This window comes from Leptothoe sp. EHU-05/26/07-4 (assembly GCF_043421015.1).
Taxonomy (GTDB): Bacteria; Cyanobacteriota; Cyanobacteriia; order Phormidesmidales; family Phormidesmidaceae; genus Leptothoe; species Leptothoe turfae.
The window spans coordinates 23,708-39,407 of sequence record NZ_JAXSQV010000004.1 but is presented as its reverse complement, the minus strand read 5'-3'; the positions used below and the strand labels follow the sequence as shown (position 1 = coordinate 39,407).

General features: G+C 48.8%; 18 protein-coding genes. 11 read left to right on the top strand and 7 right to left on the bottom strand.

What is annotated here, in order from left to right; all coding sequences use genetic code 11:
- Positions 1 to 46: 46 nt before the first annotated feature.
- Together U2F10_RS13210 and U2F10_RS13205 are read right to left on the bottom strand one after the other, a co-directional pair.
- On the bottom strand, positions 47 to 400 hold the full coding sequence (locus tag U2F10_RS13210; RefSeq protein WP_499061209.1) for a slr1659 superfamily regulator: 354 nt from the start codon (positions 398 to 400) through the stop codon (positions 47 to 49).
- A 153-nt stretch (positions 401 to 553) separates the two neighbouring features.
- Positions 554 to 1,750, bottom strand: a complete 1,197-nt coding sequence (locus tag U2F10_RS13205) for an aminotransferase class V-fold PLP-dependent enzyme (protein ID WP_499872398.1) — start codon at positions 1,748 to 1,750, stop codon at positions 554 to 556.
- Between the two features lie 228 nt (positions 1,751 to 1,978).
- Here U2F10_RS13205 and U2F10_RS13200 point away from each other — a divergent pair, with 228 nt between their 5' ends.
- The 6 genes from U2F10_RS13200 to gatC all read left to right on the top strand — a co-directional run bounded on the left by U2F10_RS13200 (position 1,979) and on the right by gatC (position 7,582).
- Positions 1,979 to 2,557 carry a hypothetical protein gene (locus tag U2F10_RS13200; protein ID WP_163662151.1) on the top strand — a complete coding sequence of 193 codons (579 nt, stop codon included), beginning with the start codon at positions 1,979 to 1,981 and terminating at the stop codon, positions 2,555 to 2,557.
- A 49-nt stretch (positions 2,558 to 2,606) separates the two neighbouring features.
- Entirely contained in the window at positions 2,607 to 3,956 is a 1,350-nt protein-coding gene (gene aroA, locus U2F10_RS13195; RefSeq protein WP_163662152.1) for a 3-phosphoshikimate 1-carboxyvinyltransferase, read from the top strand.
- 225 nt (positions 3,957 to 4,181) lie between these two features.
- The gene (locus U2F10_RS13190; protein ID WP_499867505.1) at positions 4,182 to 5,906 is read left to right on the top strand and encodes a putative bifunctional diguanylate cyclase/phosphodiesterase; all 1,725 of its coding nucleotides are present in this window, start codon (positions 4,182 to 4,184) and stop codon (positions 5,904 to 5,906) included.
- 236 nt (positions 5,907 to 6,142) lie between these two features.
- Positions 6,143 to 6,586 (top strand): hypothetical protein, encoded by a 444-nt coding sequence (locus U2F10_RS13185; protein WP_163696930.1) that lies wholly within the window; start codon positions 6,143 to 6,145, stop codon positions 6,584 to 6,586.
- Between the two features lie 120 nt (positions 6,587 to 6,706).
- Positions 6,707 to 7,228 (top strand): photosystem I assembly protein Ycf3, encoded by a 522-nt coding sequence (locus tag U2F10_RS13180; protein ID WP_163662155.1) that lies wholly within the window; start codon positions 6,707 to 6,709, stop codon positions 7,226 to 7,228.
- Positions 7,229 to 7,294: 66 nt separating this feature from the next.
- Positions 7,295 to 7,582, top strand: a complete 288-nt coding sequence (gene gatC / locus U2F10_RS13175; protein WP_163671570.1) for an Asp-tRNA(Asn)/Glu-tRNA(Gln) amidotransferase subunit GatC — start codon at positions 7,295 to 7,297, stop codon at positions 7,580 to 7,582.
- Between the two features lie 70 nt (positions 7,583 to 7,652).
- On the opposite strand, the gene U2F10_RS13170 is transcribed toward gatC, so the two are convergent.
- Complete coding sequence (locus U2F10_RS13170) at positions 7,653 to 8,405, bottom strand: creatininase family protein (protein WP_163662156.1); 753 nt, start codon at positions 8,403 to 8,405, stop codon at positions 7,653 to 7,655.
- Between the two features lie 143 nt (positions 8,406 to 8,548).
- On the opposite strand from U2F10_RS13170, the gene U2F10_RS13165 reads away from it, so the two are divergent.
- Complete coding sequence (locus tag U2F10_RS13165; RefSeq protein ID WP_163662157.1) at positions 8,549 to 8,836, top strand: DUF6679 family protein; 288 nt, start codon at positions 8,549 to 8,551, stop codon at positions 8,834 to 8,836.
- Positions 8,837 to 8,871: 35 nt separating this feature from the next.
- On the opposite strand, the gene U2F10_RS13160 is transcribed toward U2F10_RS13165, so the two are convergent.
- Together U2F10_RS13160 and U2F10_RS13155 are read right to left on the bottom strand one after the other, a co-directional pair.
- A complete protein-coding gene (locus tag U2F10_RS13160) occupies positions 8,872 to 10,551 on the bottom strand; it encodes an MBL fold metallo-hydrolase (RefSeq protein WP_499872397.1) in 1,680 nt (559 codons plus the stop codon).
- A 59-nt stretch (positions 10,552 to 10,610) separates the two neighbouring features.
- Positions 10,611 to 10,733 carry a DUF8629 family protein gene (locus tag U2F10_RS13155; RefSeq protein ID WP_284681761.1) on the bottom strand — a complete coding sequence of 41 codons (123 nt, stop codon included), beginning with the start codon at positions 10,731 to 10,733 and terminating at the stop codon, positions 10,611 to 10,613.
- A gap of 201 nt (positions 10,734 to 10,934) precedes the next feature.
- Between U2F10_RS13155 and U2F10_RS13150 the strand changes: the two genes are divergently transcribed.
- On the top strand, positions 10,935 to 11,525 hold the full coding sequence (locus tag U2F10_RS13150) for a DNA-3-methyladenine glycosylase (RefSeq protein ID WP_499872396.1): 591 nt from the start codon (positions 10,935 to 10,937) through the stop codon (positions 11,523 to 11,525).
- A 19-nt stretch (positions 11,526 to 11,544) separates the two neighbouring features.
- Here U2F10_RS13150 and U2F10_RS13145 read toward each other — a convergent pair whose 3' ends face one another.
- Positions 11,545 to 12,120, bottom strand: a complete 576-nt coding sequence (locus U2F10_RS13145) for a hypothetical protein (RefSeq protein WP_490793906.1) — start codon at positions 12,118 to 12,120, stop codon at positions 11,545 to 11,547.
- Positions 12,121 to 12,363: 243 nt separating this feature from the next.
- Here U2F10_RS13145 and U2F10_RS13140 point away from each other — a divergent pair, with 243 nt between their 5' ends.
- Entirely contained in the window at positions 12,364 to 13,404 is a 1,041-nt protein-coding gene (locus tag U2F10_RS13140; protein ID WP_499872394.1) for an aspartate carbamoyltransferase catalytic subunit, read from the top strand.
- Between the two features lie 175 nt (positions 13,405 to 13,579).
- Here the strand turns inward: U2F10_RS13140 and U2F10_RS13135 are convergent, their stop codons facing one another.
- Entirely contained in the window at positions 13,580 to 13,840 is a 261-nt protein-coding gene (locus tag U2F10_RS13135) for a GIY-YIG nuclease family protein (RefSeq protein WP_163662166.1), read from the bottom strand.
- 178 nt (positions 13,841 to 14,018) lie between these two features.
- On the opposite strand from U2F10_RS13135, the gene U2F10_RS13130 reads away from it, so the two are divergent.
- Both U2F10_RS13130 and U2F10_RS13125 read left to right on the top strand, forming a co-directional pair.
- Positions 14,019 to 14,510: a molybdenum cofactor biosynthesis protein MoaE gene (locus tag U2F10_RS13130; protein ID WP_163696937.1), complete on the top strand. Its 492-nt coding sequence runs from the start codon at positions 14,019 to 14,021 to the stop codon at positions 14,508 to 14,510.
- Positions 14,511 to 14,623: 113 nt separating this feature from the next.
- Positions 14,624 to 15,484, top strand: coding sequence for a DUF1361 domain-containing protein (locus tag U2F10_RS13125; RefSeq protein WP_163662170.1), 861 nt, complete (start codon positions 14,624 to 14,626; stop codon positions 15,482 to 15,484).
- The last annotated feature ends 216 nt before the right edge of the window (positions 15,485 to 15,700 follow it).

Below are 15,700 nucleotides of genomic sequence, written 5' to 3'. Positions count from 1 at the left end.
ACCTTGGCTGCTGGGGACAATCAAGTCTTGAGGCAGACTAATAGAACTACTCTACGTCCAACCGTAGGCTAGGAAGAAATTTCTGGAGATTTCTCAATGATTTGCCCTGCCAAGGCACCTCATGGGAACCCAAAATGGTTAACTGAATCTCTTTCTTTTTGCGTAAACCCAAGACAAATTTAGACAACATACTGATACCAGAGCTGTTGAGAAACCCTAACTGTCTTAGATCGATGGTCATGACAGCAGGGTTGCCACTGGCTATCTCCTGTAGCAAGTCTTTAATCGGAGCGTAATCTTTGGGACCGCTTAATGCCAACTCACCCTGAAACGTTACAACGACAGCATCGGCATCGTAGTGAACAACGTAATCTTCGCCTTTGATTTCCTGATTGGCCATTAGCAGCATCTTTTGCTAGTACAGGGTATGTAGAGAAATTATCCTTCACTAAGTCCCTTAAGCACCAAGCCCCTTTCCAGTTTTTTAGGATGGAGAAATGATAGCTTGGACCGCAACCGTCGTGTAGATGGAGCTGTTTTCGATCTTGATTATTTATAGAGAATGACCATGCAGAAAGGCTTCTATGGTATCAATTAGGCGATCAATTTCCGCCTCAGTCGTAAAGTAATGGACACAAGCTCGCACACAGCTGGGTGACAATAGGGTGCGTAGATAGAACTGTTGCGATTCCAAATAGGTAACAAGTTTTTGATGCAGATCTGGGGAATACTCTCCTGCTTGAAAAAGCTGAAATGATACTAAACCAGACTCTGGAGGCGACTTCAAAAGACACTGGACTGCCCGCAGGCTGTTGAGCTTACCCCAGAGATAACTACTGAGCTGACAAATACGAAAGTAGCGTTCTTCCGCAGTACCCCAGCTATTATGGGCTGCGATCGCAACCCGTAAGCCACTACATAGCGCCACATTAGAGGTAGCCACTTCATATCGCCGGGCATCAGACTGCCACCCCGTAGGCTGTCCCTCTTTGTTCATAGTAATGCCGCGCCAACCAATAAACGTCGGTGCCAGATCCTCCATCGCTGCGGGACTGACATACAGCCCCCCCAACCCAGCCGGACCGCAACACCATTTATGGCCGGTAAATGCATAGAAATCCACACCGGTCTCAGCCATCTGTAGGGGTAACATACCTACCGATTGAGCAGCATCTGACAAAACACGCACCGTCTGGGGTTGAGCATGGCACAGCTGACAGATCTCCGTTAGTGGCATCACCTGACCCGTATTCCAAAGAACGTGGCTCACCACCACCAAACGGGTATTGGGACGCAATTGGGATTGAATCATGGCCACCGGATTGGCCCTATTGATCTGACTGAGGTGAGGAAAAATACTGACCTCTAAGTCGAAGCGTCGCTGTAGCTCATACACCGCCGCAAAAATACCAGGATGCTCGCAATCCGATAGCAGGATATGATCACCGTTGCGCCAGGACATCCCCCACAGCGCAATGTTACAGCCAACAGTAACATCCTCCGTCAGCACCATGGTCTGGGGTGACACACCTAGCTCGTCCGCCAAAACACGTCGGGTTTTCTCCCCTTCAACCTGCATCCATGTATTAACCGCACTCCCAAAGGGACCGCGAGTTTGCATGGTCTGATGGGCAAACTGAATTGCCTTCAGCGCATTGAGCACCATCGGGCCTTGACCACCGTAGTTGAAATAAGATTTGTTTTGCAGCGCTGGAATTGTCTGACGATATTGCGCAATGCTGACACTCATGAAGGCACAACCAAGCCAGTTAAAGATTTATCAAGTTTAATCTATCCTGCATCGGTTATTTTGTCTGTAAAGACAGGCTTTCTGGGGGTTTTTTACAGATTCCGGATGGAGGTTAAATCGATCTGAACCTATTTACTATCAGGCCGGGTAAATTGTAAAAGAGATTACTATTCCGCATTAACTACTTAATGGTTAATGCTGTAGCGACCATAACGGAAACCGATACTAATGCGCCTTTCACGCTCGATTTTGCCAGTGGGGTTAGCAGCCCTAACACTAGCCAGCTGTGGCCCTTCAAAGGTCGCTCAGTGCAACGCGTTTGCCGATGTGATCAATCAGGCCCAGGTGTTCAAGGATGAATTTGAAACTGAAATCGATAGCTTCACCCAACAGGCCCAAGGTGCTGAAAGTCTAGGGGACATCCAAACCGCGGCCACCCAATACATCAGTGCAGTCGAAAAGGTGGTGGTTAGCATCGATGGCATGGTCACTAGCCTGGGTGAGTTAGAACTGGCTGATGAACAGTTATCCCAATACCGTGACGGTTACGCCGAAATCATTTCTGGCTCAGCCACAGAACTCAATGTGGCCGGTGAAGCCATGCAGCTGGTGGCCAATGCCGAATCAGAAACTGACCTCAGCAATGTATTGGAGGAATTTCAAGGCAAAGCCAACAATGCATTCACCAATTTGCAAACCTTGTCGCAAAACGAAGCCACCCTGGTGAATGACATTAATACCTATTGTGGTGCCGAGGTCCCCATCGGCACTGAAGAAACGGCTCCCGCAGCACCTGCCGATGAATAGGTAGGCCTTCACGATAGAATCTATAGCGCCGCTTGCTGATTCCATCGCCATGGTTACCTCGTCTTCTGCTTTGCTTATTGAAACTGATGCCGCCTCTCACCAGGCGTGGACTATTACGGCCAATGGTCGAGGGCTAAAAGGGCGGCTCCAGGTGCCTGGCGATAAGTCTATTTCCCATCGGTCTCTAATGCTGGGAGCGTTAGCCAGCGGTGAAACTCGCATTAAAGGGTTACTGCTGGGAGAAGACCCCCGCAGTACTGCGGCTTGTTTTCAGGCCATGGGGGCTAAGATTTCTGACCTAGAAGCAGAATGGATCACCGTCCAAGGCTTAGGGGTGGGCAACCTCCAGGAGCCTAATATTGTTTTAGATGCGGGCAACTCAGGAACCACGCTGAGACTCATGCTGGGGTTACTAGCTTCGCAACCAGGTCGTTTCTTTACCGTGACCGGTGATGATTCTTTGAGATCGCGCCCCATGGCACGGGTGATCACCCCCCTGACTACGATGGGCGCTCAGATTTGGGGCCGCAATAACAACCAGCTTGCGCCCTTAGCCATCCAAGGCCAAACGTTATCTCCTATCCATTACCAATCTCCCATTGCCTCAGCCCAGGTCAAGTCCTGCATCTTACTGGCTGGCCTCTCAGTGGATGGTGATACTACAGTTACCGAGCCCAGCCTCTCACGCGACCACAGTGAACGCATGCTCAGTGCCTTTGGCGCTAACCTAACTGTTGATCGAGACGCCTGTCGCGTGACACTACACGGCCCGAGCCAGCTGCAAGGGCAAACCGTGATTGTCCCTGGCGACATCAGCTCTGCCGCCTATTGGATGGTGGCCGCCGCCATCGTACCTGGATCAGACCTCGTAATTGAAAACGTCGGCGTCAATCCAACCCGTACTGGAATTTTAGAGGCGCTACAACGGATGGAAGCCGATATCACCTTGGAAAATGAGCGGGAAGTCACGGGAGAACCCGTCGCTGACATTCGGGTACGTACCAGTCAACTCAAGGCCTGCACCCTTGGTGGCGATCTCATTCCTCGCTTGATTGATGAAGTCCCCATTCTGGCCGTGGCCGCCCTCTTTGCTGATGGCACTACGCGCATTGAAGATGCCGCCGAACTGCGGGTCAAAGAAAGCGATCGCATCGCTGCAACCGCCAGCCAACTCAACCAACTAGGTGCATCCGTCAGCGAGCTCTCCGACGGTCTAGAAATTCAGGGTGGAACCACCCTCACGGGCGCAAATGTCGATAGCTTTACCGACCATCGTATTGCCATGAGTCTCGCCATTGCGGCCCTGCGCGCCGCTGGCTCTACCACCATTCACCAGGCAGAAGCCGCCGCTGTATCCTACCCCCCCTTTGCTAAAACCCTAGAGGAATTTGCCCTTTAGACTTTGAGTAAATTGCATCTTGAGTCAGGGCAGCTGTTGCGTAAAAATTCCCAATCCCTATTCCCCTCTCCCAACTCGATTGATTTCTCTCCACGTCGGGAATTCTAGAGCAACTGTGGAAACCATCAAGGGGAAGCCATCCAACGTTGCTCAAGCGACTGGTTGTCCTGCCTCCGCCATGCCATCTGTTGCCCGATTTTTGATCAGGGTTGCAACATAGCATCTATGCAAAAGATTTTATTGATTGGGTCATCGAAGTTATATACGTCAACAACGGAGCAAACGATTGCAGCTGCAGGCTACATCGTTGAACGGGCAGACACAGGCACTGCTGGGTTGGAGCTAGTCCGTGCTCAAAATCCTAATCTGGTGGTCTGTGATTGGGAGTTAAGTGATTGCAATGGTCACTACGTGCTGAAACAAATGCGTAAAGACCTACAGCTAGCGGTCACGCCATTTATCATGCTGAGCCCACTGTATGACCGAAAACACCTGCGTCACACCATGCAGATGGGGGCAGATGACTGTCTGATCCATCCATTTGCGGATGATGTCTTGATTGCTGCAATCTCAGCCCGATTAAAACATCAAGAAGCCATTAACAACCACTACCTCAGCCATTTACGGCTAGCCGCAGAACACCTGAATCGGCTGTCTTACTATGACAGTCTCACCAAACTACCTAATCATCTGTTATTTGAGCAACGGTTTACTCAACTCATCCAAACATCGGCTAACCCCATAGCCTTGCTTTCCCTCAGTCTGGATCGCCTCAGGCAAATCAACAACATTTTAGGCTACCCAGCCGGTGATAGCCTTTTGCAATCCACCAGCCATCGCCTCCAGGCCTGTCTCCCCAATGGTACGATGCTGGCCCGACTGACCGGCAATCAGTTTGCGATCGCCCTCAGCAACATAGATAGCCTGGTAACCGTCAAAAAGCTGGCAACAGAGCTGATGGATGCCCTAAGCCGCCCATTTTCACTACCTGGCCACGAAGTTTTTCTCACCGCTAGCGTAGGCGTAGCCATGTATCCCCACAACAGCCGAGAATTAACGGTGCTCATGCGCCAGGCCGATGCGGCCCTGGAATATGCCAAACGTCAAAAAAGTAACTACTGCCAGTTTTATCAACCTGATATGGTAGTCGCCACCGAATATCAAATTCGGTTAGAAACCTGGCTACGCTATGCCCTGGAGCGCGATGAATTTGAAGTGCACTACCAGCCTCAACTCAATCTACAAACGGGCCAGATCGAAGCAGCAGAAGCCTTGATTCGGTGGCACCATCCCGAAGCAGGCAATATATCCCCCGGTTTGTTTATCCCACTGGCCGAAGAAACAGGATTGATTATCTCCATCGGCCAATGGGTACTAGAGACAGCCTGCCGTCAAGTCCGCCAATGGCAAGATATGAATCTGGGTCTGCGCCACGTATCAGTAAACTTATCCAGCGTCCAGTTTAACCAGGGCAACCTGAGTCAGCGAGTGGCCCAGACCCTGCAAAATATTGGCTTATCCCCACGCATGCTAGAACTGGAAATCACCGAAACCGCATTGATTCAAGATGCCAATGCCGCCATCCGCACATTAAATGAACTTAAACACTTGGGCATTCGTTTAGCTGTGGACGATTTCGGTACTGGGTATTCATCCTTGAGCTATTTGCAGAAACTGCCCATCGACACCCTCAAGATTGACAACTGTTTTGTACGCGGCGTCACCACTGACCCCAAAAATCAGGTTATTCTCAAATCGGCCATTGATATGGGGCATGATTTAGGACTTTGTATCATTGCAGAAGGTGTAGAGACCTTGGATGAACAAAGTCTATTGGAAACCTATCAATGTGATTTTGCCCAGGGCTATTTCATCGGCAAACCGATGAGCGCTCAGCACCTACAAGCTTATTTAGAACAACAAACAGCACTGGTCAGTTTAGCGTCGTAATCATCGCTAACGGCCTTTGGGGGTAGTTTTTTGGAGATACCGTAGTTATGCCAAAGGGCCAGGGAATAATAGGCACATAGCTAGACAGTACATATTACGAGACTTAGGTGTATAACCCGCATTAGCTAGTGGTTAGCGAGTTACCATAGCGTTGGCCCTAGATCGTTCTTATATATCAGGATGCTTGGGGCACCGACAAGTAAACACGTTTCTGGGTTGCGGGTTAGGCAAAATATATGTGGCGACAGTGGAGAAAGGTCAACAACTACGTCCATAGCGTACAAACGTATCAAGATATGAGCCCTGATTTAACCATACGAAATCAGGTCAATCAATCACTACGGCAGCATCGTACTCCCCTATCATCAGAGGACTGGTGCAACGAATGCCATCGAGTCACGCAATCTGCGCCTACAACCCTGAGGTTTATCTACCGAACCCTAGAAAAATATTCCGGTATCGAATTTAGTCGCGTCAGACCCCAGGATCACCTAGTGGAGGATCTGCAATTTCCGATGGTGTGCTGGTTTGACTGGTCGACAAGCTTTTGTGACGAGGTCATCCAGCACTTTGATATAGATATTAGCGACTGCTTTGATGAAACGCGCTGCGATACCCTAGCCGACTTGATCATGTTCTTGGATGCCTGTTTGGCCAGTCAATCATCTCCAGCCAACTAATGCCACTGCTGATCCTAAATCAGCAATGCCGACTAAATATTACAGACCGAAACTAACCAAGTAAGGTTGTAACAGCGTTACATTAAAATGTAATCCTGGCTCTTATTGACTAGCCCTGCCATGCCTAGAACTCAGCGCAACGATAATTTCATCGATAAATCCTTTACGGTCATGGCCGATATGATCCTAAAGATGCTGCCAACGAAAAAGCAGGCAAAAGAAGCCTTTGCTTACTATCGTGACGGCATGTCTGCCCAGGCCGATGGCGAATATGCAGAAGCCCTAGATAACTATGACGTAGCCCTAGAGCTAGAAGAGGATCCCTACGATAAGAGCTTCATTCTCTACAACATGGGGCTAATCCACGCCAGTAACGGTGACCATGATGCAGCTTTAGAAAAGTATGCGGCAGCCATCGCACTTAACCCCCGTATGCCCCAGGCATTAAATAATACTGCCGTCATCCACCACTACCGAGGTGAGCAGGCCGAAGCAGCGGGTGATAAAAAGGCTGCTGAAGTTTTTTATGACGAAGCGGCTAGCTATTGGCTGGAAGCATTACGCATGGCTCCCAATAACTATATTGAGGCGCAAAACTGGTTGAAGAATACGGGTCGAATGGCAGCAGATGTATTCTTTTAACTCATACATTGGACGGTGGGCAGAGCCCACCCTATCCTTTATTTACTTACGATTAGCCTTTCCCAAATGATTGATTTAGAACAGGTTCGCAAGGTGGCGCTCCTAGCTCGTTTAGAGCTGACAGAAGCAGAAGAACAGCAGTTTACAGAGCAGCTAAGCGGTATTTTGGACTATGTGCAGCAGCTCAATGAGTTGAACACAGAGAATATTGAACCGACAACTCGGGCCATTGAGCTGAGCAATATTACTCGACAGGATGAGTTAACTCCCTTTGCAGATCGAGAGTCTATCTTGGATATTGCACCGGACCGTGAAGATGATTTCTTCAAGGTGCCTAAAATTCTTGGCAGTTAGTTGATTCAGTCGATTCGATTGGTGAAGACGTTCCATAGTTTGTAAAGACGTTCCATGGAACGTCTCAAAATTAATGGTTATCGCCAAGGAATTGCAGGTAGTCGTTGCTCATTTCTTTAACAGCGGCTTCGTAAAATTGTTTGCCATGTTCTGGTGTGGCCAAGTCTGGGTTAGAACCCATGCGACCATCGGTGTAAAATCGTCGAAAATCAACAGCGCCATAAATACGATGGCCCGAGGGAGCAACTTGAGGGTCTAGGGGAGCTGATTTAATGAAATCAGGATAAGCATATTGCGTTAGGGCAACTTCACTGGGCGTGGCGTGGGAACCTTCTTGATCCCCGTACAGTTCCTTGGCAAGAGCATAGACAGATCGACACATAAACCAGTTAGCCAGTTTACAGCGCACATTTTCCGCCCCTGAGATATTGAGATCAGCCAGGGTCGCATAGGTTTCCGAGAAGGCAGCTTTAAGGGTGGCCATGTTGCCACCATGGCCATTAATAAAGTAGAACCGGTTAAACCCAGCTCGCGCTAATGGCTTAATGTAATCCTGAATGAGGGCAATTAACGTACTGGGTCGTAAACTAATGCTGCCGGGGAAGGCCGTGTGATGCAGTGCCATGCCAACATTAATGGTAGGGCCGATCAGAGCATCCGTTTGCTCACCCACACCCGCAGCCACTGTTTCTGCACAAATGGCATCGGTGCCAATCAAACCTGTGGGACCATGCTGCTCGGTGGAACCAATGGGAAAAATAATGCCTTGCGATCGCAACAAATAGGCTTCGACGTCAGGCCATGTACACAGATGCAGTTTCATTGCTTCACCTTCATCAGTGGTCAACCTATGATCTGGGTGGTCAAACTTCGTTAACCTCCCTTAAGCTGTATTTAAGATGTGGTTGCAATACCATAGGTATGACTGCAAACCACAGTAGTCGCTTAGATGACAGGTAGATTTCTATGCTACATCGCAAGATATACCAACTCTCATGCGACGGTCGTGAGGTGTGGGTGTTTTTAAGGGATCAGCACCGCTGGATTGAGCGGGCTAAGATTTTAAACATCGAGGGCGATCTCGTAACTCTACGCTACGAAACCGAAGAAGATGACAAGCGCTGCGCATGGGAAGAAATGGTGCGGTTAGAGAGTATTGGTTCAATTCAGCAAAAGCTGGCCACGGTTCCCAAAGGAGATACGGAAATCATAATCTCGGACGATTGTCCCACATCTGAACAAATTCACGAATAGTCGCGTTCCATGTAGGGGCATTCCATGGAAAGCCCCTACCGAGATGTAAATTCTGGGCAATGCCCATCTGGAGCCACTAGCCGACCAAACAATGGTGAGCGAGGCTGCTGACAGCTACGTTGCTGATAGAACTGACAGTTATCACAGGCAATGCGATCGGGAGCTAATCGGTTGGTAATCTCAACCAGCTCCGATGAATCTACGCCTCGTAGCACCAGGTTTTCACCCTGCCAGCGGGCCTCGATAATGCCTGTTTCAGCAAAACTTTGCCAGCGGGCATCAGCAGTAATAGTCGGTGGCAATTGAAGCGAGACCTGATCCCGAGAGTCGCTCACGGTGCCCTCAAAGGTGGGTTCACTGGGTGGAGGTAGAGAAGCAAATCGGGTATCTAGAAATAGCGATAACGGATTTCCCGGCAAAGGAATATGCACCTGATAGCGACTCTGGAGGGATTCTAAATTCGCTAAGGCACTAAGACGCTCTAGTTGACCATGGACCAACACCACATGGCGCGGTCGCAAATTATGGATCAGCTGTGTCGTCCCATCACCATCGCAGTGGCTATATAGCTGATAGGTTTCAAGCTGCACCGTGCCGGAAACCGTGGCATTTTTTAAACTATCAAACCAGTCATAAGCAGGACCATGGGCATCCAACTCCCGTTGCCAGCTCCTCAAATCTGCCTGTTCTGGCAAAAAGACACTCCAAGCCCCCCGATATCGTTGGCAATAGAGATCAACGGGAGTAGCTGGGTGCACTAATAACACCGCAGGTGCATCGAAAGACCCTATTTGCGGTTCTAGCGGTAGGCTCGACAACCGTTTAATCGTGGGATTGATGCGATCATCCCAAAAAATAGATTGATGCTGGGCAAAGTTCTGGACATTGCGGGGAAACGCATCGGGCATCTGCTCCAAAAGCTCCAGATAGGCATCACAGCTGCTAGCCAAAGCGGGATCAACCCAAATAGTTAAAGGCTGACCGGTAAAGTGATAATGACTGCGCCAGAGCATGAGCAGCTCTTGCCCCAGGCCTAGCATCGGTACCGGAAAAACCACACAGCGTAACTGATCGAGGTGAGATCGCAGTCGCTCAATCAGCTGATGTTCCTGCTGCCGCCGATTTGGATAGCATGTCGCCCCCAAACTTCCTTCCACAATCAGCACATCGGGGTTTAAGCCTCGCAGTGCCGCTAAGGGCAACCCATCCACCAGGCGTGTACTGGAGAGAAAACAATCCCCGGTGTAAAAAATTTTGTAGGTACGACTATCTTGAACGTAGGTAAACAGGGTGCAAGCCGCTCCCGGCAGGTGCCCAGCGGGCCAGAGCTCCACAGTTAAATTATCCGCCAGCTCAATCGGCATGCGCCAGGGCAAAATTTGGATGGAGTCAGCCAGAAGCCTATCTTCTAATAGAGCAACTGTCCCCGCCGTGGCATATATCGGTACATGGGGCCACCATTGCCTGAGTAAGTTTAAGCTGCGGCCATGGTCAACATGGGCATGGCTGCAAAACACAGCATCAGGCGGAGGATGCTCCTCCAAAGGAGTGATATCTTCTAAACCGCAATCTAACAGGATGCGATGACGACCAATAACCAGACCTAGACTAACGCCTTCATCGCCATGGCCCACACCATAGGGATAACATACGACGGTATTCCCATCGGCTATAGCAGAGGATCCTATTGGTGGTAAAACAACATCGGCCCCCATTCAGTCAGGCCAACCCCTCCTAACCAAAGAACTACCCACCGACTAATTAGTAGGTCTAATTAGTGGGCAGAACCATTGCCATGGTAGTCATCAGAATCGTAAAAGCCATTTTGGGTGCCAAAAAACAGGCACGCCACCGAGAAAACAACCGCTAAAACTGGCAAGATCGTTTTAATATCCACAGATAATTTTCCTTAGTGAAGGTTCTGGGTGCTTGATAACTGAGCAAGGCCCAGTCCGTATTCAAATGCAGCTTATAATCTTTTGTCAAAGAAAAACTGGTGCTTTGCATACGGCCTTTGGATCCTAACAAGTTCACTGAGGAATGCCATCATAGTCCCTGTGACTGTTATCAACTGAAACATTCTCTGTTTGTGTAGCCGATGATTTCTGCTGAATGGTGCGATCGCAATACCCTCGAAGTTGCCCCTGATCTCATCGGTTGTACCCTTGTCCGCCAGCTAAACGGCGAAACCTTACGGGGTCTGATTGTGGAAACCGAAGCCTATTGCCCAGGTGATCCCGCCTGCCATGCCTACCGGGGTAAAACTCCCAGCAACGCCGCCATGTTTGGGCCACCGGGTCATAGCTACGTTTATTTTATCTACGGCATGTACCACTGCTTCAATGTCGTTACCGAATCACTGCATACTGGCAGCGCCGTTTTGATTCGCGCCATTGAACTGGACCATTTACCCACGGGCCTTGATGCCAAGTACAAGAAACAGGGAAAACGCATTGCAGCCGGGCCAGGTAAACTATGCCGTACCCTGGCGATCGATCACAGTCAGAATGGGGTGGCACTTCAGCCAGGGCATCAGCTATGGCTTGAGCATCGCACCTCTGAATTTCAGGCCAAACTCGATCGAAGGCAACATACCCTGGTGCAAACCACACGCATTGGCATTTCAAAGGCTGCTGAGCATCCGTGGCGCTGGTATTTAAAGGATCACCCAAGCGTATCTAAGACTTAAGAGATGGGCGCAAACTATCTTACAGGACAATTTCTTTGCCACGGTTGGTAAATTCAACCTGATTAACTTTCCAGGTGGGATTTTGAATAAGGGTCTCTTCTAACCCTCCAAATAATCCCTGTTGCTCACAGCTAGACAAGGACAGAAACTGACGCTGAGAATCCTCTGCCAGGCGTAAATCAACAATCGCTTTGCTATCTTCAACATTGACCCGATAGCCCGATAGCTTAAACGCCTCAAACTTATGGCGATCCAGCACTTCGCCCACCGCCTCAGTGATGGCTTGATCAGCTTGGACCTTAACCGATTCCGCCTTAAAATTACTACAGCTATCATCCATCACATAGATGGAGACAGCCACCATATCAGCATCTGGGGTCACCCCATCCGTCTGCGCTTCTATCTTAGGTTCATCGCCTTCAGCTGATTCGCTGGGCTTCTCAGGGGATAGTGCGGGCTCCTCTTGGACTACCGCAGCTGGATCTTCCACAGTCGGTGGTTCAGCCACATCGGTAGGCGTTGAACCATTACAGCCTGCAATGGTTACCCCTACACTCACAAATACACCTAATAATACCTTTGGGAACCGAACCATCGAATGAAATACTAAGTAAAGCGTTTGCTCATATCCTACAAACTAGAGCTACGGTCTGTCCCTAAACTGTGACAGTTTGATAAATCTGCGGTCTGTCACTTAAAGTGTGACAGTTTGCCAAATCTATGGTCTGTCACTTAAAGTGTGACAGTTTGCCAAATCTACGGTCTGTCACTTAAAGTGTGACAGTTTGCTTGACCCGAAAACACGTTAACCAGTCCCCTACTCAAATGTGGTCTGTCTATGGCCGACAATTCCTGGAGTCGTCGTCACATCATTTCCCTAGAAGACTTCACCCCAAGCGACTATCAAACTATTCTGCAAACGGCGACCAGTTTTCGTGAAGTCCTCTCCCGCCGCACCAAAAAGGTGCCTGCACTACAGGGTCAGGTAATCACCAATCTATTCTTTGAACCCTCTACCCGCACCCGCAGCAGTTTTGAATTAGCCGCCAAGCGATTATCTGCTGATATTCTTAACTTTTCGCCAGGTAACTCATCCCTTAAAAAAGGAGAGACCATCTTAGATACGGCCAAAACCTACTTAGCTATGGGCACTAACCTGATGGTGATTCGCCATCAAGAGGCAGGGGTACCCACTATCATTGCCAAAGAGATGGACCGAATTAATTCAGGTGTGGGCATTCTCAACGCTGGTGACGGGCAGCATGCTCATCCATCCCAGGCACTACTGGATTTATTCACCATTTGTACCAGCCTCAACGAAAAAAAAACCCATATCGAGGATTTACAGGGCAAGAAAGTCGTTATCGTTGGCGATATTTTGCATTCGCGCGTTGCCCGATCTAATATTTGGAGCCTGACTACCTGTGGTGCAGAAGTGCATCTCGTCGCTCCGCCTACCCTATTACCAAAGCATTTTCTAGACGCTTTTCAGCGTCCGACCCAACCATCTGCCCAACCATCTGCCCAAGCATCTGACAGTGACACAAACTCAACAGGCAAACTCTATGTTCACTGGCAATTAGAACCAGCCTTAGAAAATGCTGATTTTGTTATGGCGCTACGGCTACAGCATGAGCGTATGAGCCAACATCTGCTGCCTAGCTTGCGAGAATATCACCAGCAGTTTGGCATTACCCGTGAGCGCTTAAAAACCTGTAAAGCCACCGTCAAAATTATGCACCCTGGCCCCACCAATCGCGGTGTTGAACTGACGTCAGACTTGATGGATGATCCAGAACTAAGCCTCGTCCCCATGCAAGTCACCAGCGGTGTCGCCACCCGCATGGCCCTGCTTTATTTAATTGGCGGAGTGAAGTAAGGAGCGGCACGAAAATAATGTGCTGGTAGACGATTCACACATTAGATCAGGAAAACAAGCATGGGGCAAAAATTCTATGGGCTCAAATGCTTGTCATAACCCAAACCTCACGCCCTATTCTCCATTTCCCATTGCTCACCTATCCAAGATTTTCTACCCTGACACCGCCCTACTCTCAAGCCTCAGCTCCAGTGTCTTTCAAAAACTGACGATAGCCAAGTAAATTTGTATCTTCAGAAATTTGCTTGGCAGTATGAAAGGTAAAACGGCGCTCTTTGCTAGATTCTTGCCAAGCCTGCTGAATTTTTTTGGATGGAAATTTACCCTGGGAAAACATTGCCATCATTTTGGCCCAGCGAGGCTTGAGTTGATGGGTTTCACCGACGTATAGACGATATTTACCAATATTGGCTACAGCAAAAATTCCAGAACTCATAGTGGTTGCGATCGCGATCCCTGATGGCTCAACCTTGACAGGCTGGTAGTCTACTTTTCAGTCAATTTTCCCCTAGAGTTGGTCAAATCACCAAAGATATGATGTTTCGCAACTCTTAGTGGACTATCTACAATAAATAACGTCCATTCTCCGCATCCGTCTCGCAATACGCACAGCTATGACCGTTGGCCTGCCCTTTAACCTCGATGTTCAAACCCAAACCAATGAGGCTGATAGTTTTGCTATCACCTTTGCCCCTCTATCCCTAGATGAGGTTTATCACTTAGCAGGTGATGAGGCCAATGGAGCCATTGTTGTTATGAGCGGTATGGTGCGCAACAATACCGAGGGGAAAGCCGTTGTTGCATTGGAGTATCAGGCCTATGAACCAATGGCCATAGCTGTCTTCAAACAAATTGCTGCGGAGATGCGTCAGCGATGGAACGATATTACCCATGTAGCGATTCATCACCGCACTGGCAAACTCACAGTGGGAGAGATCAGTGTGCTTGTTGCTGTCGGTTGTCCCCATCGATCAGAGGCCTTTGCTGCTTGCAAATATGCTATTGATACGCTGAAACACAATGCCCCCATCTGGAAAAAAGAGATTTGGAAAGATGGTTCCACCAGCTGGGTCAGTATTGGAGCTTGCGAAGATGACAGTGAATAGCTTTTTAAGGATAATGCAGTCGCCCTAACTCTAAACGCTATTATTCATTCCCTCTGCAATTACCCCCTAGAAATTAGTAGAACTGTAATGTTCGATATGGGGTTGATAAATCTATGGGATGGATCATCGTTGATATTTACCAGGGCATCAATAACTTCTATAGCGGCTGGATCTGGTGGAACTTATTTTTGGCCTTTATTCCAATGCTGCTTAGCTTTAAGCTATTTCGCCGGAAAGCACTGTCTCCTTTCTGGTTTGCGCTAGCCTGTTTTGGCACCGCCCTGATTGGTATCGTCGGGTTGGAGTCCAGGCTGCCCAGGCTTAGACGGTTTGCATCGAGTATCGTTCGTGATATCCAAACAGGTGATCCTGGCACCTTACTGCAACTGCTCTGGCTGGCCGGGGTTATGGTGATTGCACTTGGCATCAGCATTTGGCTATTTAAACAGTCCCACACGCGTAAACTTTGGCTTTGGTGGATAGGTCTGGTCACATTTATCGCCTTTCTTCCCAATGCTCCCTATGTTTTGACCGATATTTTGCACCTAATTCGTGGCACCAGTGCTGGAAGTATCAAGATTTGGGTGGTTGCTTTTATCTTTATTCCGATGCATATGGCGGCCATTATTATCGGGTTTGAAGCCTATGTGATTGCTCTTTTAAATGTAAATTTCTACCTGCAACAAAAGGGATTACACGCACTAGCTGGGCCGGTTGAGGTTAGCATCCATGCCCTGTGCGCTTTTGGTGTTTATCTAGGTCGTTTCATTCGGCTTAATAGCTGGGATATTGTTGTTGATCCGTCCAGCGTTTTGGCCATCACCTTGAATACTCTGACTTCAAAGCGACCGCTAGTTGTTATTTTCTTTTCATTTGTTCTACTGACGGTGCTCTATTGGATTATGAAACAAGTAACCCTAGGACTAAAGTTGAGAATTCACTATGCCCAGATGGGGCAGAATGCTCTTGATTAGCCGGAGAAGATATTCAACAGTTACGGCTTGAGAACAGATGGGATATGGGCAGACAGGATTAGCCAATGTATTTGGCAACACCCCAAACTTCCTCCCGGCTCCTGCCCCCCCACTCAGTCAAGGTTTCTCAGCTTAAGCTGATGCCCCCAGTTTTCCTTTTGTCAATTCTTCAGAAAGTATTGCATCATAGCGAAGCAACTTTCTCAAACTTATAAT